We start from the raw sequence: 20,898 nt of genomic DNA on the forward strand, positions 1-20,898 counted from the left end.
CAAGATGGTACTAGCAACGGGAATGACTTTGTCCTTGCGGGGATTGAGATCCAGTTAACAGGTCAGGATCTTTACGGTGAAGCGGTGAATCTGCGTACCTCAACCGATGCAAATGGCGCGTTTAACTTTACAGGTCTTCGCGCATCAAATTCAGCAGGCTACACAGTTACTCAAGGTACAACTGACTATGTTGAAGGCCAAGATTATCTTGGTTCATCGGCTGATCAATTTGGATCACTAAGTGAAGTATTGGTAGCTCTTGGTCAAGAAGAGCAAACAGGCAAAGAAGTTGTTTTCACTGAGCAACTGAGCGCAGGCGACAAGTCAGTATCAGGTCGTGTATTTGTCGATATCAATCAAGATGGTACCAACAACGGGAATGATTTTGTCCTTGCAGGAATTGAGATCCAGTTAACAGGTCAGGATCTTTACGGTGAAGCGATGAATCTGCGTACCTCAACCGATGCAAATGGCGTGTTTAACTTTGAGGGGCTTCGCGCATCAAATGATGCAGGTTACACAGTTACTCAAGGTACTACTGACTATGTTGAAGGCCAAGATTACTTAGGTTTAACAGCAGATCAATTTGGTTCAAACAGTGAGATCAAATTGATACTGGGTGAGCAAGCTGCACCTGAACTTATCTTCACTGAGCAACTAAGCACAGGCGACAAGTCAGTATCAGGTCGTGTATTTGTCGATATCAACCAAGATGGTACCAACAACGGTAATGATTTTGTCCTTGCAGGGATTGAGATCCAGCTGACAGGTCAGGATCTTTACGGTGAAACGGTGAACCTGCGCACCACAACAGATGCAAATGGCGTGTTTAACTTTGCGGGGCTTCGTGCATCAAATGATGCAGGTTACACAGTTACTCAAGGTACTACTGAGTATGTTGAAGGCCAAGATTATCTTGGTTCATCGGCTGATCAATTTGGTTCAAATAGTGAGATCAAACTAGTACTGGGTGAGCAAGCCGCACCTGAACTTATCTTCACTGAGCAACTAAGCACTGGCGACAAATCAATATCAGGTCGTGTATTTGTCGATATCAATCAAGATGGTACTAGCAACGGGAATGACTTTGTCCTTGCGGGGATTGAGATCCAGTTAACAGGTCAGGATCTTTACGGTGAAGCGGTGAATCTGCGTACCTCAACCGATGCAAATGGCGCGTTTAACTTTACAGGTCTTCGCGCATCAAATTCAGCAGGCTACACAGTTACTCAAGGTACAACTGACTATGTTGAAGGCCAAGATTATCTTGGTTCATCGGCTGATCAATTTGGATCACTAAGTGAAGTATTGGTAGCTCTTGGTCAAGAAGAGCAAACAGGCAAAGAAGTTGTTTTCACTGAGCAACTGAGCGCAGGCGACAAGTCAGTATCAGGTCGTGTATTTGTCGATATCAATCAAGATGGTACCAACAACGGGAATGATTTTGTCCTTGCAGGAATTGAGATCCAGTTAACAGGTCAGGATCTTTACGGTGAAGCGATGAACCTGCGCACCACAACCGATGCAAATGGCGCCTTTAACTTTAAGGGGCTTCGCGCATCAAATTCAGCTGGCTACACAGTTACTCAAGGTGAAACGGACTATGTTGAAGGCCAAGATTATCTTGGTTCATCGGCAGATCTATTTGGTTCAAACAGTGAGATCAAACTGGCACTGGGTGAGCAAGCTGCACCTGAACTTATCTTCACTGAGCAACTAAGCGCTGGCGACAAGTCAATATCAGGTCGTGTATTTGTCGATATCAACCAAGATGGTACCAACAACGGTAATGATTTTGTCCTTGCAGGGATTGAGATCCAGCTGACAGGTCAGGATCTTTACGGTGAAACGGTGAACCTGCGCACCACAACAGATGCAAATGGCGTGTTTAACTTTACGGGGCTTCGTGCATCAAATGATGCAGGTTACACAGTTACTCAAGGTACTACTGAGTATGTTGAAGGCCAAGATTATCTTGGTTCATCGGCTGATCAATTTGGTTCAAATAGTGAGATCAAACTAGTACTGGGTAAGCAAGCCGCACCTGAACTTATCTTCACTGAGCAACTAAGCACTGGCGACAAATCAATATCAGGTCGTGTATTTGTCGATATCAACCAAGATGGTACCAACAACGGTAATGATTTTGTCCTTGCAGGGATTGAAATCCAGTTAACAGGTCAGGATCTTTACGGTGAAGCGGTGAACCTACGCACCACAACAGATGAAAATGGCGCCTTTAACTTTACAGGCCTTCGCGCATCAAATTCGACTGGCTACACAGTTACTCAAGGTACTACTGATTATGTTGAAGGCCAAGATTATCTTGGTTCATCGGCAGATCAATTTGGTTCAAACAGTGAGATTAAACTGGCACTGGGTGAGCAAGCTGCGCCTGAGCTTATTTTCACTGAGCAACTAAGCACAGGCGACAAGTCAGTCTCAGGTCGTGTATTTGTCGATATCAACCAAGATGGTACCAACAACGGTAATGACTTTATCCTTGCTGGGATTGAGATCCAGCTGACAGGTCAGGATCTTTACGGTGAAGCGGTGAATCTGCGTACCACAACAGATGCAAATGGCGCGTTTAACTTTGAGGGGCTTCGCGCATCAAATTCGACTGGCTACACAGTTACTCAAGGTACTACTGATTATGTTGAAGGCCAAGATTATCTTGGTTCAGCGGCTGATCAATTTGGTTCAAACAGTGAGATCAAACTGGTACTGGGTGAGCAAGCTGCGCCTGAACTTATCTTCACTGAGCAACTGAGCGCAGGCGACAAGTCAGTATCAGGTCGTGTATTTGTCGATATCAACCAAGATGGTACCAACAACGGTAATGATTTTGTCCTTGCAGGGATTGAGATCCAGCTGACAGGTCAGGATCTTTACGGTGAAGCGATGAACCTGCGCACCACAACCGATGCAAATGGCGCCTTTAACTTTAAGGGGCTTCGCGCTTCTAATTCAGCTGGCTACACAGTTACTCAAGGTGAAACGGACTATGTTGAAGGCCAAGATTATCTTGGTTCATCGGCAGATCTATTTGGTTCAAACAGTGAGATCAAACTGGCACTGGGTGAGCAAGCTGCACCTGAACTTATCTTCACTGAGCAACTAAGCACAGGCGACAAGTCAATATCAGGTCGTGTATTTGTTGATATCAATCAAGATGGTACCAACAACGATAATGACTTTGTCCTTGCAGGGATTGAGATCCAATTAACAGGTCAGGATCTTTACGGTGAAGCGGTGAATCTGCGTACCTCAACCGATGAAAATGGCGCCTTTAACTTTACAGGTCTTCGCGCATCAAATTCGGCTGGCTACACAGTTACTCAAGGTACAACTGACTATGTTGAAGGCCAAGATTATCTTGGTTCATCGGCTGATCAATTTGGATCACTAAGTGAAGTATTGGTAGCTCTTGGTCAAGAAGAGCAAACAGGCAAAGAAGTTGTTTTCACTGAGCAACTGAGCGCAGGCGACAAGTCAGTATCAGGTCGTGTATTTGTCGATATCAACCAAGATGGTACCAACAACGGTAATGATTTTGTCCTTGCAGGGATTGAGATCCAGCTGACAGGTCTGGATCTTTACGGTGAAACGGTGAACCTGCGCACCACAACAGATGCAAATGGCGTGTTTAACTTTGCGGGGCTTCGTGCATCAAATGATGCAGGTTACACAGTTACTCAAGGTACTACTGAGTATGTTGAAGGCCAAGATTATCTTGGTTCATCGGCTGATCAATTTGGTTCAAATAGTGAGATCAAACTAGTACTGGGTAAGCAAGCCGCACCTGAACTTATCTTCACTGAGCAACTAAGCGCTGGCGACAAATCAATATCAGGTCGTGTATTTGTCGATATCAATCAAGATGGTACCAACAACGGTAATGATTTTGTCCTTGCAGGGATTGAGATCCAGTTAACAGGTCAGGATCTTTACGGTGAAGCGGTGAACCTACGCACCACAACAGATGAAAATGGCGCGTTTAACTTTGCAGGGCTTCGCGCTTCTAACTCAGCAGGCTACACAGTTACCCAAGGTGAAACTGACTATGTTGAAGGCCAAGATTATCTTGGTTCATCGGCTGATCAATTTGGATCACTAAGTGAAGTATTGGTAGCTCTTGGTCAAGAAGAGCAAACAGGCAAAGAAGTTGTTTTCACTGAGCAACTAAGCGCAGGCGACAAATCAGTATCAGGTCGCGTATTTGTTGATATCAACCAAGATGGTATCAACAACGGTAATGATTTTGTCCTTGCTGGGATTGAGATCCAGCTGACAGGTCAGGATCTTTACGGTGAAGCGGTGAACCTGCGCACCACAACTGATGCAAATGGCGTGTTTAACTTTGCAGGCCTTCGCGCATCAAGTTCGACTGGCTACACAGTTACTCAAGGTGAAACTGACTATGTTGAAGGCCAAGATTATCTTGGTTCAGCGGCTGATCAATTTGGTTCAAACAGTGAGATCAAACTGGTACTGGGTAAGCAAGCCGCGCCTGAACTTATTTTCACTGAACAACTAAGCACAGGCGACAAGTCAATATCAGGTCGTGTATTTGTTGATATCAATCAAGATGGTACCAACAACGGTAATGATTTTGTCCTTGCGGGGATTGAGATCCAATTAACAGGTCAGGATCTTTACGGTGAAGCGGTGAACCTGCGTACCACAACCGATGAAAATGGCGCGTTTAACTTTGCTGGGCTTCGCGCTTCTAACTCAGCAGGCTTCACAGTTACCCAAGGTGAAACTGACTATGTTGAAGGCCAAGATTACTTAGGTTTAACAGCAGATCAGTTTGGATCACTAAGTGAAGTATTGGTAGCTCTTGGTCAAGAAGAGCAAACAGGCAAAGAAGTTGTTTTCACTGAGCAACTAAGCACAGGCGACAAGTCAATATCAGGTCGTGTATTTGTTGATATCAACCAAGATGGTACTAGCAACGGGAATGACTTTGTCCTTGCGGGGATTGAGATCCAGTTAACAGGTCAGGATCTTTACGGTGAAGCGGTGAATCTGCGCACCACAACAGATGCAAATGGCGCGTTTAACTTTACAGGTCTTCGCGCATCAAATTCGGCTGGCTACACAGTTACCCAAGGTGAAACGGGCTATGTTGAAGGCCAAGATTATCTTGGTTCTACGGTGGATCAATTTGGTTCAAACAGTGAGATCAAATTGATACTGGGTGAGCAAGCTGCACCTGAACTTATCTTCACTGAGCAACTTCATACAGACGCCAAAATTTCCGGTAAAGTTTTTATTGATGCAAATAGCAATGGATTAATGGATGTTGATGAACTTGGATTAGCAGATATCACGATTACGCTCGGCGGTGTTTCCGCATATGGAGAGGTGATTGAGATTGAAGCTAAAACCAGTAGTGACGGATCGTTTGTATTTGCCAATTTGGTAACAAGTAATGAGGAAGGCTACACCGTAACACAAATACAGCCAGAACTATTTATTGATGGTCATGAGTCCCGTGATGGAGAGATAGTGTCTATAAATACCAACGACGTTTTCTCGATATCATTAGCTGCAAACCAAGAAGTTGCTAATTTACACTTTGCTGAGTTGTACAAAGGTCGAATTGAGGGCGCAGTATTTGTTGATCGTAATCTTGATGGGCTACTAAACCGTAGTGATGATGCTATCTCAAATGTGGAAATTCAGCTCACAGGTATAAGTCACGCAGGTACTGATGTTAACTTCAAAACTGTAACTGATTCTGATGGCCGTTTTGAATTTACCCAATTGCCGAAAAGCGATGAACAAGGTTATCAACTAGTTCAAATTCAACCAGCTAATTATGTCGATGGTATCGATTATAAAAATGGAGTTCAGATTGCTGATTCAGATAAAACAGATGTGATCAGCGGATTGGTATTGGATCAAGGTGCAGGACTAGCACAACAGAATTTCACTGAAGGCTTTGGTATTGCCATTAGTGGCCGCGTTTTTATTGATCAGACTGACTCGGGTCTATTCCCTGACAGTACGGAACTTGATGCAACAGACATTGCGATTGTTGGCTCTGAAATACGCTTAACTGGTGTTGATTATCAAGGCCATAGTATAGATCTTAGCGCGTTAACCAATGAACAGGGCGTGTATCGCTTTACTGATCTGCCGCCGAGCAATGAACTTGGCTATGTTGTAACTCAAACTCAGCAACCGCAATCATACCTAGATGGTCAAGAGTCTGCGCAGGGGAACGTGGTTGCCAATTCAAAAGGGACAGACAGTATCTCAATCGGCCAGGTGCTTGAAGTTAAGCACTATGCAAACTACGACTTTGCGGAGCTGCCAAGGGCGTCTATTGCAGGTGAGGTATGGGTGGATGCAGATGAAAATGGCTTACTTGAAGATGGTGAAACTCTGCGTATTGGTGGCGTGGAAGTTAGTTTAACCGGGGCAACTTTAGACGGTATCGCAGTCGAACGAAGTACTGTTTCGAATGAGCAGGGCTTGTATACCTTTGATTACCTATATCCAGGCACCTATCAAATTATCCAAAAACAGCCGAGTGCTTGGTTGGATGGAAAAGAGCAATTAGGCAATGCCGGTGGTGAGATCGGTGAGGATCAATTCACAGGGATATTAATTGAACTTGGTCAGCACGCTGTGGGATACAACTTTGCTGAACGTGGCAGTGATTTAGCTGGTCGTGTATATGTAGATCTCAATGATGACGGTGTGCAAGACACATATGAGATGGGTTTACGCGATGTGAAGCTAACTATTTCAGGAGCTGATCTTGATGGCCAACCTGTGAGTCGTGACATTTTTACAGATGCCTATGGGCGTTATGAGTTTGAAGATCTGCCGCTAAGTAGTGTTGATGGATTCACAGTAACAGAATACCAGCCTGAAAATACACAAGATGGTCTAGATAGTGTTGGAAACATTGGCGGTGTATTGGGCGATGACCAGATCTCCGCTATCCATATAGAACGTCATGTAACCAAAGCACACTCATACAATTTTGGTGAGCAATTGATGGATCCTGCCAGTATCTCAGGCATGGTTTGGTTGGATAAAAACCATAATCGGGAGGAAGATGATAGCAACGGACAAGGTGGTTGGATCGTAGAACTACTACCAGATCCAATGACAGGAGAAGGAAATCCTTTAGATGCTGAACCTCTGGCGATTGTGGAATCTGATGGTAACGGTCAATACACCTTCAATGGCTTACCTGTAGGTACTTATGAAGTACGCTTTAGACATCCACAAGGTGGCGTAATTTACGGCCTTCCTGTTTCCGATGATCCAGATGCCAGTACTGAAAAAGGGACTATTTTAAATCTGCGCGTTAGTGCTGGCGAGCAAGTTGAGAATCAATCATTGCCAGTGGACCCTTCGGGCGTGATTTACGATTCAGAGCTGAGAAAGCCAATTAAGGGTGCAAAAATTAAGATCACAGGCCCGAGTGGTTTTGAGCCTGATCTGCACTTAGTGGGTGGTTCGGCGAATGTAGAGCAAACTACCAGCGATGATGGGTACTATCAATTCTTACTCTTTGCGCAAGCTCCTGCTGGCGTGTATGAGCTGCATGTTACTGAGCCTAATGGCTATCAAAGCGGCGGTTCGAAGCGTCTACCTGTGTGTGCGAACACACTCAAAGTCGGTGCTCGAGAATTGCCAATTACTATTTTTGTTGAAGAAACTGTGCCAACTTTGGATGCGCCCGAGCATATTGCAACTCAGTGTGCGAATCATTCAGATCAAGCGCTGCAAGACATGCATACTACTCAGTACTATCAGAGCTTCTACATTGAGCCTAAGTTACCGTCGGGCAATGTGGTAAACAACCATATTCCACTCGATGCATTTGGCGAAGATCTGGTGCATGTCAGTAAGCAGGCGCTCAAGCAAGATGTTGTGATTGGGGAGTTGGTGCCATATCGCATTAAAGTGACCAACCAATCAGAAATGGAGCTGTCACCACTGGCATTTATTGATCAGCTTCCCGCCGGCCTTAAATATGTTGCGGGCAGTGCAAAAGTGGATGGTCTAGCTATGGAGCCTGAACAGCGCGGCAGGCAATTGCGCTGGGCTGGTAAATCTCTACAACCAGAGCAGTCGGTGATGATCGAGTTGATCGTAGTGGTGGGGACCGGTGTCAGCGAAGGTAAATATATCAATCAGGCTTGGGTCGAGTTTATTGGAGGTCTTTACCAAACTGGCTCCGGCAACCGAATTTCAAATATTGGTGAAGCGACCGTAAGAGTTGTTCCAGATCCCATTTTTGATTGTAGCGATCTGATGGGTAAAGTATTTGATGATCATAATCGCAATGGTATTCAAGAGTCTGGTGAGCCTGGGTTACCAGCAATTCGTTTAGCTACGGCGCAAGGCCTTTGGATAACCACAGATCAACATGGTCGCTATCATTTAGCGTGTGCGGATATTCCACATGCTGTTCGAGGTGGCAACTTTATCGTGAAACTGGATGAGCGTAGCTTACCTTCGGGATATCGTGTTATCAGTGAAAATCCACGAGTAGTACGCTTAACACGCGGTAAATCACACCAACTTGACTTTGCTGCGAGTATCCATAAAGTAGCGCGCATTGAAATCACAGCTGAGTTATTTGACGGTGAGGCAATCATGCCTGAGTATCTGTCTCGTCTAACGCAGCTAATGGATGCACTAGGTAAAACACCGACAGTTATTCGTATTGCATATCAACAATCTGAATTAGAACAAACCACTGAGGCACAGCGTAAATCTCAATTGCTACTTGATTGGATCCAAATACAAGTCGCAGAGCGCGAGCTTCCTATCACAATTGAAACGGAAATGATCCCATTTTTTATTCCAGCTTTACCTGCCCACCAGCAGCTTGGAGGAAGCGATGATTAATCGATTCTTGCTGAGCAAAATTTCGCTTTTGTGTGCAGCGGCTTATGCCTCTGTACCATCAATGAGCTATGCCTTTATCGACGCTGTTAACGACAGCAAAGTGACGTCTGCGGCAGGTAATACTGAACGGGTGATAGTGCAAAAGCACTTTGTGTTTAGTGGGTTGGATGAACCCAAGGCCAAAACTGTCGAAATAGAGCGAACGGTTAAAGATGACAAGTCAGCTCAATTCGTAAAAGACTCTGCAATTCGCTTTGTTTCTGGTAAGCACTACTTAACAGGCACTACTAAACTTGAAATGGATCGCATCATTGGTTTTTTGCAAGGCAAGCAAGATATTAAATTGCATTTTATAGGCCATGCGGATTCACAAGGTCTCAGTGCCAATGCACGTAAGATTTATAAAACCAACCAGGGTTTATCTGAGCACCGAGCTAATATTGTGGCGGATTATTTCCGTCATCAGCTCAACCTTGAGTCTTCTTCAACAACAATGGAAGGTCGCTCCAATCGCGAGCCGGTGGCTAGTAATGCTACTTTAGCTGGGATGGCGAGAAACCGACGAGTTGAAGTAATTGCGGTTTATACCGAAACGCGAGTGGTCAAAGCGACGCAAGTGATTGCACCGCCACAGCGCCAAAAACTATGTGGTGATGTTACGGCAAACAAAGGGCCATTAAGTATCACCATAGATGGCCAAGCTTTTATGGATGAAGATGTCGCGAATAATGCAGATGATCAGCGTTGCGCAGATATCAGTTTAGAGCGTTTTGATCTACAGCTTAAATATGAACCGCTCAATATATTACCCAAATTAAATATACAACATGCACTGACAAAATCAGGCAATTCACTGATGTTGCACCTAAAAGGCTACAGTAATTATCAGAGCTTCTTTGACTACGCAGAGGTACAGATCCTTGCTCCGCAAAGTGATAAAGTTCTGGCAAAAGTTGCGCTGGATGACACATTGTCAGGCCGCTGGCGGTTACCTAGCAATATGTTGGGTATGAGTCTTAACTACCGTTTAAAAGTGTACAACAAGCAAGGTCGATTTGATGAAACCAGCCTTGCGCAAGCTGATTTTAAACCACGCTATGCCGTCGATAGCGACAAGCTCGAAGGGTATTTAATGTCGGGCTATGGCAAGTCAATGCTGGCCAAACAAAATATCAAGATCGCGGGTGGTGCTTTGACCTTATATGGTGAGCAGGTCCCAGACCATCATCGTGTTTACTTTCTAGGAAGGGTGGTTGCGGTTAACCGAGAGCGCAAGTTCGTCCATCAAGAAATCGTGCACAGCGGTATTCATCGAGCAGAAGTTGCAGTGCTAAATGCCGAAGGTGAAGGGCGTTTAATTCATCGTGATCTCGAGTTGCCAAAAAGCGATTGGTTTTATGTGGCATTGGCTGATCTAACAATTGGGCAAAACAGCCATAATGGGCCAGTTGAATTGCTCAGTGCTGATCACAATCAAGATGGCAATGTTTTTGCTGAAGGCCGTTTAAGTGGTTATATCACGGGTAAATGGCAAGATGAGTACAAGGTGACTGCACGGGTAGACACGCAGGAGCAAGGATTGAACAAGTTATTGTCTGGACTCCATGAAAAAGACCCTAAAAGTTTATTCCGTCGCCTTGAAGAAGAGCAGCATCCCGCCGAGTACGGTGATGACTCGACTGTAATGGATGATGCGCCAAGCAATGGTAAAGTGTATTTAAAAGTCGAGAAATCTCAGTCTCACGTGCTTTGGGGGAATTTTAATACCTCGTTCAACGATACCGAGCTGGCTCGTGTTGAGCGTGGTTTATATGGTTTACAGTTGCAATATATAACGGATGAGCTTACCACTGCGGGCGATAACCAATCTCAGGTTCATTTATATGGCGCAGAGGCTGAAACGCTAGGTGCTTATGAGTCTCATCGCTCAACAGGTGGCTCTCTTTACTACCTTCAGAACCAAGATATTGTTCAAGGCTCTGAGCAAATCGCTGTTGAGGTCCGTGATAAAATTACCGGTTTGGTGTTAGTTAGGCGAGGACTTATTGCTGGCCAAGATTATGATATTGATGCACTACAAGGGCGTGTGTTATTGAATCGACCACTCTCTTCGTTCCAGCAGGATGATTTACTCGTTCGCACCGCTAGCTTGGACAGTAACCCAGTCTATTTGGTAGCGCAATATGAATACACGCCGGGGATCAATGGCTTAGATAACTTGACCTATGGTGCTCGTTTGAGCCATTGGCTAGCTGATACAATACAAGTGGGTACCACGCTCAACCATCAAGAACAAGATTTGTTTGATGATCAGCTCATTGCTGTGGATGTTACTTACCAGCCTAGTGATACGGCTTATATCAAAATTGAAGCTGCGCAAACAGAGGGGGTTGGCAATACACTTAACTCGTTAACCGGTGGTATTGATTTTGAGCAGCAACAATCGAGTGAAATGGGTCAATCAGCAACGGGAAAAAGAATTGAAGCAGCATTCGAATTTTCTGATATTGGGTTGGATGAGCAAGGACATGGTCAATTTTATTGGCAACAACTTGAGGCTGGGTTTAACTCTACGGGTCAAATAAGCCAAGTCAATAGCCATGCAATTGGCACATTTTGGCAATGGCAAATCGAAGACGATCATGCCATTCAGCTCAAAGTGGATGATCAAAAAGCAGATAGTCAACAACGTAGGCAGGCTGCTGAGCTAGGTTATGTTTATCAATTGAACGACGATTGGCAAATTAGTAGCGCTGTACGCCAAGACAATAAAGAAAACCTTGCAGAGCAAAATAAGGAGCTTCAAACGCCCCAACTTGATGATGGCGAGCGCATTGATGCAATCGTGCAGCTTAATTACGACGGCAGTGAAATGTGGCAGCCTTATGTTTATCTTCAAGGCACGCTCGTAAGAGAGCAAAGCCGACTAGCGAACAACCGAGTGGGTATCGGTACAGAGGTGCTGCTGACAGACACGCTGGCTGTCAATTCTGAGCTATCGCATGGCAATCTCGGTGAAGCGGGCAAACTCGGGGTTGATTGGCAATACCAAACTGGCAGCAATGCGTATGTTGAATACCGCGTTGACCCTGATGGGGGGGATTTATTTTCAACAGGAAGGCAAAAGAACTGGGTAACCGGTTCCAGACATAGGTTTAACGCTTCAACCAGTGTATATGCAGAGCAAATTTGGCAGCAAGACAATCGACAAACAGGGCTAACTCATGCGTATGGCATCGAGCACGACTTTTTAGTTGGTTGGCAAGCAGGACTTGGTTTTGAGCAAGGTGAGCTTGAAAGCCGTGATGATATAATTGATCGCGATGTCACCACATTGTCTTTGGGCTACCAAACAGATTCCTGGCAGTGGCGTAGTGCGCTCGAATATCGTGAAGACAGTAACAGCACAGAAACCAAAACATCTTGGCTGGCTAGGCAGAACATCCACGCCAAACTCACAGCAGATTGGCGAGCGCAATTGCGAGTCGATTGGGCACAAAGTGATAGCTCTCGTGCTGAGAGTAAACCTGCCGGTGCACTCAATAGTGACTATACAGAAGCACAGTTTGGTGTTGCTTATCGTCCAATATCTGCGAGTCCCTGGTCTGGATTGGCAAGCTTTACTTATTTAGAAGACTTGGCTCCGGCATCACAGTTAAGCGGTATAGGTCTTGATAATACACCTCAACAGCGCAGCCGAGTTTGGGCGTTGGATGTGAATTACCAGCTGACACCGCGCTGGCGCATTGGTACTAAATTGGCGCAGCGGCAAGGTGAGCTGAGAATGGGCCGTGACACCGGGCAGTGGTTCGACTCAGCGGCGACACTTGGCGTGTTGCGTGCTGACTATCATTTGATGCATCAATGGGATGCAACCCTTGAGTGGCGCTCATTGAACGTTGATCTGGCTGAAGATCGCCGCTCAGGCGCCTTATTTGCGCTGCACCGACATGTAGGAGAGCACATGAAAATCGGCGTTGGTTATAACTTTACGGACTTCTCTGATGATTTAACGGATTTAGATTACGACTCAAAAGGGTGGTTTATCAACCTAGTTGGTAAGTTTTAAGTATTTACATTTTCTCCCAGAGTCCCAATAAGCCTAAAGTTAAATTATTGGGGCTCATCTCTTACTATTAAATTATGATGAGACAGTGCTCTTTGGTTAGGCCATTAGTGTGTTTTGCGTTAGAATAAAGCTATAACTCCTTTACACAGTGTTTGCATGCCAAAGCAGGATCCCTATCTCTCTCGAGAACAAGAAAAATACGATAATCCAGTTCCAAGTCGTGAATATATACTGGAAAAAATTAAAGCCAGTAGCAAAAAAACCAGCTTCAGTCAGCTCTGCCAAGCACTCAATGTGTTTGAAGAAGAGCGTCAGATTGCGTTTAAAAGGCGACTTCGGGCGATGGAGCGTGATGGTCAACTTCACTTCAATAAATTCAAATGCTACGTGATCCCTTGCGATGACGGTTTAGTCAAAGGCAAGGTGATTGGTCATCGTGATGGATTTGGCTTTTTAGAAGTTGAGGGAGAGAAAAAAGACTGGTTTATCACCAAACACCAGATGGATCGTGTGCTGCACGGAGACTGGGTGTTAGCTAAGGCTGCAAGCCGTGGTTCGGGTGGTAAAGTCGAAGCACGTATTGTACGGGTTTTGGAGTCTGAACGGGCACCTATTATAGGCCGATATTTTGTTGAGCACGGGATGGCGGTCGTTGTACCGGAAGATCCACGCCTTACTCAAGATATTATTATTTTGCCTGGCAGTGAAAAAGGTGCGCGACACAATCAAATGGTGCAGGTTGAAATAACCCAGCGACCTACGAAGCAAATGAATGCGGTTGGCAAGATCACGGATGTGATTGGCGACCATATGGCACCGGGTATGGAAATTGAAGTCGCGCTTCGCAATCACGATATTCCGCATATTTGGCCACAAGCAGTTGAAGAACAAGTGAGCAAACATGGTGAACACGTTGCAGAAAAGGACAAACAAGGCCGCATTGACCTGCGCAATCTACCGCTATTAACCATTGATGGTGAAGATGCTCGAGATTTTGACGATGCCGTTCACTGTGAGCGTAAACGTTCGGGTGGTTGGCGACTTTGGGTTGCCATTGCTGATGTATCTCATTATGTGGAAAAAAATAGTCCCTTAGATAAAGAGGCTATCGAGCGTGGTAACTCGGTATATTTCCCAGAGCAAGTTGTACCTATGTTACCCAAAGTGCTATCCAACGGGTTGTGTTCATTGAACCCAAAAGTAGATAGGCTATGTATGGTTGCAGAGATGACGGTTTCAGAAGCTGGGCGACTGTCTGGTTATCGTTTTTATGAAGCCGTGATGAATTCCCATGCGCGTCTTACATATACAAAGGTACATGCAATTTTACAAGGTGATGAAAAGCTGCGTGAAGAGTATGCAGATGTAACGCCTCACCTGACTGAGCTTCACAACATGTATATGGCGCTTAAGTCGGCGCGTCAAACACGTGGTGCTATTGAATTTGAAACTCTGGAAACCCGTTTTGTATTCAATGCTTATCGTAAAATTGAATCTATCGTACCTGTCGTACGCAACGATGCACATAAACTCATCGAAGAGTGTATGATTTTGGCAAATGTGTCTGCTGCAAGATTACTTGAGAAACACGAAGCAAGTAGCTTATTCCGTGTCCATGACGAGCCAGATCCTGAAAAACTGAGTCACTTTAGGCAGTTCTTAAATGACCTTGGTATAGAGAGCCCAATTGGACATGAGCCGACACCGCTTGAACTGACCGAGGCGTTAGCATCACTCGGTCAACGTCCAGAGACTGAATTAATCCAAACCATGTTACTGCGCTCTATGAAGCAAGCGGTATATCAACCAGACAATATTGGTCATTATGGTCTCGCGCTTAAAGCGTATGCTCACTTTACTTCACCGATCAGGCGTTATCCTGATCTGGTTGTACACAGAGCAATCAAAGGGATCTTAGCTGAACAAGGGCAAAAAGTGTCTGGTGCGTATGTATACGACGCGGATGAAGCTGATCAACTGGGCGAGCAGTGTTCGATGACCGAGCGCCGCGCTGATGACGCAACGCGAGAAGTGGCTGACTGGTTGAAATGCGAATTTATGCAAGACCATGTCGGTAGTGAATTCTCAGGTGTGATTTCATCAGTAACCAATTTTGGCTTGTTTGTTCGCCTTGATGAGTTGCAAATTGACGGCATGATCCACGTCAGCAATTTAGGTCATGAATATTTCCACTTTGATGGTGCAAAGCACTGTTTAGTCGGAGAGCACAGTAAAACGGTATACCGTTTAGGCGACAAATTGAGTGTCGTCGTGGCATCGGTGAGCTTAGATGAGCGACGTATTAATTTGGTGCTGGCGGATGAAGCTGAGCCAGACCGTTATGCAAGGCGTCGTAAAAAATCCAGTTCTGGTGCAGAACCAGCTGCAAAAAGCAGTGTTCGGGCCCAGCTGAAAGCGGGTAAAATTCCAAATGGAAAATCGGATAAGCAAGACGACGCGCCAGATAAAGGCAGCAAGCAGGCTAAAAAACGTAAAAAAACCACGCCGAAAGGGGTGTTGAAGAAGAGTAAAAAAGCGGGCGCATCAGGAAGTAAAAAAGCCGCTAAAAAAAGTACAGGAAAAAAAGCCACTAAGGCGAAAAGACCGGGTAAAAATGCCCGCAAGAGACAAAAAAATAGTGCCGGAGCATAGTTTTGAGTAATGAATTAATTTTTGGCTTTCACTCCATTGAAGCCATTTTAGCCAAAGAACCTGAACGCTTTTTAGAAATTTACGCATTAAAAGGCCGTGATGATAAGCGCTTGAGTGCAGTGGTCAATGAAGCACGTAAGTTTGGTATTTCAGTGCAGTTTATGCAGCGTAAAGCCTTAGACAACAAAGCAAAAGGCGAGCAGCATCAAGGTATTATTGCTAATGTCAAAGCCCCGCGCACATTGAATGAAAACGACTTACAAGGGATCATTGATGCGAATGCAGCGCCCTTTTTCTTGGTGCTAGACGGTGTCACAGATCCTCATAACTTGGGAGCATGTTTGCGCAGTGCTGATGCGGCAGGTGTGCACGCCGTTATCGTGCCAAAAGACAAGTCAGCCAAGCTGAATGGCACCGCGCGTAAAGTGGCTTGTGGCGCAGCGGAAACGGTGCCACTGATTCAAGTAACAAACCTAGCGCGTACATTGCGTGATATTAAAGACGCAGGTGTTTGGGTTGTTGGTACAGCTGGTGAGACAGACAATGAGATTTTCACGTCTGATTTAAAAGGCCCTATTGCGATAGTGATGGGTGCAGAAGGCGACGGTATGCGCCGCTTAACGAGAGAGCACTGCGACTTATTGGTGAAAATCCCAATGGTCGGTACTGTATCTAGCTTGAACGTTTCTGTTGCTACAGGCGTTTGCTTATTTGAAGTACTGCGTCAGCGCAGTTTATAAGTCACTCTTAGAGACTTTACTTAACCAGTAAAGTCTCTAATTCTGCCAAATCGCCCACCCGATAGGTTGGTTTAATATCATCGGGACAAGTTTGACCATCATGTTGTAACCAGCAGCTGTCTATACCAAATCGATTGGCGCCCAGTATGTCACTTTTTGGTGTATCTCCCACCATTAAAACATTTGCCTTGTCAGGATTACCTAACAACTCTAAGGTGTGTTCAAATACTTGCGGATCGGGTTTAGCTACGCCGACTTGCTCAGAAATAACGACATGATCAAAAAAATGCTTAAAACCGGTATTGTTTAAACGTTTTTCTTGCAGTGCGCTAAACCCATTGGTGATGATGTTCAAAGATGTTGTTGGGTTGAGTGCCGATAATAAAGAGTGCGCGCCAGGCAAGGGTTTACATATCTCTGCCATGGCATTTAAAAAACCGAGGTTTAACAGCTCAGGTGAGACAGACAGCTTTGTAGCCCAAGTATTGAAGCGAGTAACTTGAAGCGTTTGCGCATCAATTTTCCCTTCCTGATATCGAACCCACAATGGCGCATTGAGTGTCTGATATTCATTGTAGTCTTGCCGACTAAATGCCACATCATGTTGTTTGAACATGATTTGCAAGCCGAGAAAAGCGTCAAAGTGAAACAGGGTTTCATCGGCGTCAAAGATAATATGAGAATACTTCATCAACTATATAACTCTGAGTGAATAAAAGGGGCCATTGCCAAGGTGAGTGCCTGTGTATATGAACTCTCTCTAGTGGCTAGATTATTTGTTAGCAAGCCAATAGCCCCGCCTTTTTGTTTGATATTGGTCGTGTTAAAAACTCGGTCCATGACATGGCCAAGTTCTTCACCTTGCTCAAGTGCACTATATATTTTCTCTGGCAGCGGTAGGTTGCAGCTTCTACTAACACTAGAATGCTGTTTATTGGCGATCACCACAAATGCAAACGTAGCCGCACCATAGTCAAACTTGGCTGCGCCACCTTCCATCGCGCAGTAAAAGTCAGCATCAAAATGTGCTTTGAGGTAATCGACTCTATTTTGAGCACCAAGACGCGTATCTAATTCTCCCAGAGGTTGATCGGGCACGCCACTTGGCGCGTGGCAGCCCTCACAGTGAATTTCCTGCTCAGGAAAGTACTGCTGAAAAATTGTTTTTGCGGCGTTAATTTTTACTGGATTTTTTGAACCAACAAGTATTTTGAGCATAATAAATTCCACATCCCTCAATTTTGAGTCGATAGTTTACTGAGGGAAAGTGAAATAAGGCAAATTTAAATATTTAACTCCGTGGGGGCCAAGTTTTCATAGGCACGTTTTTTAATGAGTAGGTCTTTTATGAGTGGTGTTAACACCAGCTCCATTGCCAAGCCCATTTTTCCACCAGGTACAACTAATGTATTGACGCGAGACATAAAGCTGCCTTCTATCATTTGTAAATAATAGGGGAAATTGACATCGTCAATGCCACGAAAACGGATCACCACAAAGCTTTCATCTAGAGAAGGGATGTCTTTTGCGCTGAAAGGATTCGATGTATCGACAGTTGGAACGCGCTGGAAATTAATATGCGTGCGTGAAAACTGCGGCGTTATATGGTTTATATAGTCGTCCATACTGCGCACGATGGAGGTCATAACGGCTTCTCTTGAATGACCTCGTTCATGAGTATCGCGGATGAGTTTTTGGATCCATTCGAGGTTGATGATAGGCACCATACCAATCAACAGATCCACATGTTTTGCAACATTGTGTTCTTCGGTGACCACACCGCCGTGTAGGCCTTCATAAAACAGCATATCTGTGTTTTTTTCTAAATCTTGATACGGCGTAAATGTACCAGGAAGTTGGTTGTAGGGGACCGCATCGTCGAATGTGTGCAAATACTTACGTATCCTACCATTTCCTGTTTTTCCGTAACTCGCAAATAGCTCTTCCAATGCCTCGAAATCATTTGCTTGCTGTCCGAAGTAGCTCAAATGCTTGCCTTCTTGTAAGGCCTCGCGTTTAAGTTTATCCATCTCCGGACGAGTGTAGCGGTGGAAACTGTCTCCCTCAACAAGTGTGGCTTTGGCATCAAGACTACGAAATATATGTTTTATGGCGTTGGTAGTCGTTGTCGTCCCGGCGCCTGAACTTCCAGTAATGGCGATAATTGGGTGTTGTTGTGACATGGTAACCTCAATAAAAACGGAGTCTAATAGCGGCTGTTGATTGAGTATCACACCTGTTTAGCCGCTCGCTTTTGCGCTGATATCGCGCTTGATTAAAGCAATGTGAAGCACAACTGCATTGTAGCCATCACCGCTGGAACATCTGAATTGATGTTACTGAAAGACGAAAATTTCGCAAGCGCTTTGCGAGTATACGGTGTTTTGTGTGTGTAAAAAAACCAAGAGAACGTGATAAATTATTGGTTTTTGATTGGCTACTCGGTAAGATCAAAAATAAAAAAAAGGACGCGTAATGTTTAAAGTCATGCTTGGCGCACTATTTGCTTGCAGCCTAATACCACAAGCTCATGCAGCTATGCCGAAAAGCCAAATTTGGTTAGCAAAAAGCCACGACAATGGAATTACTGTCAAACCACTGACAAGCGATGATGCCTACCATAACCAGCCATTGGTAAGTGCGGAAGGTGTCTATTATACAAAAGAGATCACCAGCGCAGAGCGCTCTCAGACTGATCTATTTTTGTATCGGTTTGCTGACAACTCTCATACCAATTTAACCAATACGCCAGAATCCGAATACTCCCCAACAATTTATCCGCACAAAGATGGGGTGTCTGCGATCGTAGTTGAGCCGTCAGGTAAGCAAAGGCTGTGGTTTTACCCTGAAGAAGCGTCGTTAAAACCCGAGCGTATTTTTGAGCATATCGAGCCTGTGGGTTACCATGCATGGGGCAAAGGTGAGGATTTAATAATGTTTATTTTGGGAGAGCCTCACACATTACAATTCACCGATTTGTCGGGTCACCTACCCAAGGTTATTGCTAAAGACATTGGCCGCAGCCTCGCTTTCAATGCAAAAAGAAATATGTATAGCTTTACATTTGTAGAACACGGTGAGCAGTGGTTCGCTACGTATTCAAAACGGCTAGGTTCTGTAAAGAAACATTTTCAACTGCCAAGTAGCGTAAAAGATTACACTTGGCTTGATAGCGATACGTTAGCATACGCCATTGATAATAAAGTGTTTACGAGAAATATAGATGCGCCAAAATCCGTAAAGTTGTGGCGCAATTTTGAAGGTTATTGCAAAGCAAATATTACCCGACTAAGCTTCCATGAAGAAACCTTGGCTTTTGTCTGCGATCGATAATCTTGGTATTTTGTCGTTTACAGTAAAGCTGTAGCGCATATGATTTTTTATTATTTAATAGGGTCAACATGATAGTTTTAGTAACAGGTGGTGCGGGGTATATTGGCTCGCATACGGTTGTTGAGTTACTCAATAAAGGTGATGAAGTGGTTGTAGTTGATAACCTAGCTAATTCTTCAGCCCTTGCATTGGACAGAGTTAAAAGTATTACAGGAAAGGACGTTACGTTTTATAAAGGAAATATTTTAGATCGTGTTTTTCTAGACTCAGTATTTGCACAGCATGCTATTGATCAAGTGATTCATTTTGCGGGCCTTAAGGCTGTTGGTGAGTCTGTTCAAAAACCTATTGAGTACTACCAAACGAATGTACAAGGTACCTTGACTCTGCTAGATGCCATGCGTGACGCGAATGTATTTAAGTTGGTATTTAGCTCATCAGCTACTGTATATGGTGATCCGCAAAGTTTACCTATCCGTGAAGATTTTCCCGTTGGCGGCACGACGAACCCATATGGCAGCTCGAAGCTTATGGTTGAAATGATGTTACAGGATCTTGCAAAATCTGATGAGCGTTGGGCTGTCGCGATATTGCGCTACTTTAACCCTGTTGGTGCCCATGAGTCTGGTTTGATAGGTGAAGATCCCAATGGTATTCCAAATAACTTGTTGCCGTACATTACACAGGTTGCGGTTGGTAAGTTAGAGCGTTTAGGGGTGTTTGGTGATGATTATGACACTCATGATGGTACAGGAGTGCGTGATTATATTCATGTAGTTGACCTTGCTTTGGGTCACTTAAAATCCCTAGATAGACTCGAAAAATTTAATGGCGTGCATATATACAATTTAGGAACAGGTAATGGGTACTCTGTATTGGATATGGTAAAAGCTTTTGAGTCAGCGTCAAACAGAGCCATTCCATATGATATAAAGCCACGTCGTTCTGGGGATATATCTGCCTGTTATGCAGCACCAGAAAAAGCAATGAAAGAACTTAATTGGAAGGCGGAAAGGGGTATCGACAGTATGATGAAAGATTCATGGCATTGGCAAGATAACAACCCTGAAGGATACCAAGCATAGTTGATCTTACTGTTGTTTAATGGCTAACAATTCTGATGATGACTGACACTTCCTAATTGATTAGCAAAGTGAATAGGAAATATGAATATCAAAGGCTTCTGCTGAAAAAGTAAGCAGAAGCCTTTTGTTT

The 20,898-nt window shown here is 44.6% G+C and carries 9 protein-coding genes; 6 read left to right on the forward strand and 3 right to left on the reverse strand.

All coding sequences use genetic code 11. From position 1 onward, the window contains the following. The first annotated feature begins 84 nt into the window (after window positions 1-84). The 4 genes from QNM18_RS20585 (at window position 85) to rlmB (ending at window position 16,350) form a co-directional block, all read left to right on the forward strand. Window positions 85-8,889 (forward strand): SdrD B-like domain-containing protein, encoded by an 8,805-nt coding sequence (locus QNM18_RS20585; protein WP_284138310.1) that lies wholly within the window; start codon window positions 85-87, stop codon window positions 8,887-8,889. After that, window positions 8,882-12,958: an OmpA family protein gene (locus tag QNM18_RS20590; protein WP_284138311.1), complete on the forward strand. Its 4,077-nt coding sequence runs from the start codon at window positions 8,882-8,884 to the stop codon at window positions 12,956-12,958. The genes QNM18_RS20585 and QNM18_RS20590 overlap by 8 nt, the downstream gene beginning before the upstream one ends. Before the next feature lie 156 nt (window positions 12,959-13,114). Next, window positions 13,115-15,610, forward strand: a complete 2,496-nt coding sequence (gene rnr, locus QNM18_RS20595) for a ribonuclease R (protein ID WP_284138312.1) — start codon at window positions 13,115-13,117, stop codon at window positions 15,608-15,610. A 2-nt stretch (window positions 15,611-15,612) separates the two neighbouring features. Further along, window positions 15,613-16,350, forward strand: coding sequence for a 23S rRNA (guanosine(2251)-2'-O)-methyltransferase RlmB (gene rlmB, locus QNM18_RS20600; RefSeq protein ID WP_211011821.1), 738 nt, complete (start codon window positions 15,613-15,615; stop codon window positions 16,348-16,350). Between the two features lie 16 nt (window positions 16,351-16,366). Here the strand turns inward: rlmB and yjjG are convergent, their stop codons facing one another. The 3 genes from yjjG to QNM18_RS20615 form a co-directional block, all read right to left on the reverse strand. Next, window positions 16,367-17,041, reverse strand: a complete 675-nt coding sequence (gene yjjG / locus QNM18_RS20605; RefSeq protein WP_284138313.1) for a pyrimidine 5'-nucleotidase — start codon at window positions 17,039-17,041, stop codon at window positions 16,367-16,369. Continuing rightward, window positions 17,041-17,568 carry an inosine/xanthosine triphosphatase gene (yjjX, locus tag QNM18_RS20610; protein ID WP_211011823.1) on the reverse strand — a complete coding sequence of 176 codons (528 nt, stop codon included), beginning with the start codon at window positions 17,566-17,568 and terminating at the stop codon, window positions 17,041-17,043. Before yjjX ends, yjjG begins: the two co-directional genes overlap by 1 nt. Before the next feature lie 65 nt (window positions 17,569-17,633). Beyond that, window positions 17,634-18,533 carry a phosphoribulokinase gene (locus tag QNM18_RS20615; protein WP_211012105.1) on the reverse strand — a complete coding sequence of 300 codons (900 nt, stop codon included), beginning with the start codon at window positions 18,531-18,533 and terminating at the stop codon, window positions 17,634-17,636. 292 nt (window positions 18,534-18,825) lie between these two features. Here QNM18_RS20615 and QNM18_RS20620 point away from each other — a divergent pair, with 292 nt between their 5' ends. Both QNM18_RS20620 and galE read left to right on the forward strand, forming a co-directional pair. Then, window positions 18,826-19,683: a hypothetical protein gene (locus QNM18_RS20620; protein WP_211011824.1), complete on the forward strand. Its 858-nt coding sequence runs from the start codon at window positions 18,826-18,828 to the stop codon at window positions 19,681-19,683. A gap of 68 nt (window positions 19,684-19,751) precedes the next feature. Beyond that, the gene (gene galE / locus QNM18_RS20625; protein ID WP_284138314.1) at window positions 19,752-20,768 is read left to right on the forward strand and encodes a UDP-glucose 4-epimerase GalE; all 1,017 of its coding nucleotides are present in this window, start codon (window positions 19,752-19,754) and stop codon (window positions 20,766-20,768) included. The last annotated feature ends 130 nt before the right edge of the window (window positions 20,769-20,898 follow it).

The organism is Pseudoalteromonas obscura, from assembly GCF_030135505.1.
In the GTDB taxonomy this organism is placed as follows: Bacteria; Pseudomonadota; Gammaproteobacteria; order Enterobacterales; family Alteromonadaceae; genus Pseudoalteromonas; species Pseudoalteromonas obscura.

Coding starts and splice junctions, on each gene's coding strand:
- QNM18_RS20590 (WP_284138311.1), top strand. CDS start 8,882: ATGATTAATCGATTCTTGCTGAGCAAAATTTCGCTTTTGTGTGCAGCG.
- rnr (WP_284138312.1), top strand. CDS start 13,115: ATGCCAAAGCAGGATCCCTATCTCTCTCGAGAACAAGAAAAATACGAT.
- yjjG (WP_284138313.1), bottom strand. CDS start 17,041: ATGAAGTATTCTCATATTATCTTTGACGCCGATGAAACCCTGTTTCAC.
- yjjX (WP_211011823.1), bottom strand. CDS start 17,568: ATGCTCAAAATACTTGTTGGTTCAAAAAATCCAGTAAAAATTAACGCC.
- QNM18_RS20615 (WP_211012105.1), bottom strand. CDS start 18,533: ATGTCACAACAACACCCAATTATCGCCATTACTGGAAGTTCAGGCGCC.
- QNM18_RS20620 (WP_211011824.1), top strand. CDS start 18,826: ATGTTTAAAGTCATGCTTGGCGCACTATTTGCTTGCAGCCTAATACCA.
- galE (WP_284138314.1), top strand. CDS start 19,752: ATGATAGTTTTAGTAACAGGTGGTGCGGGGTATATTGGCTCGCATACG.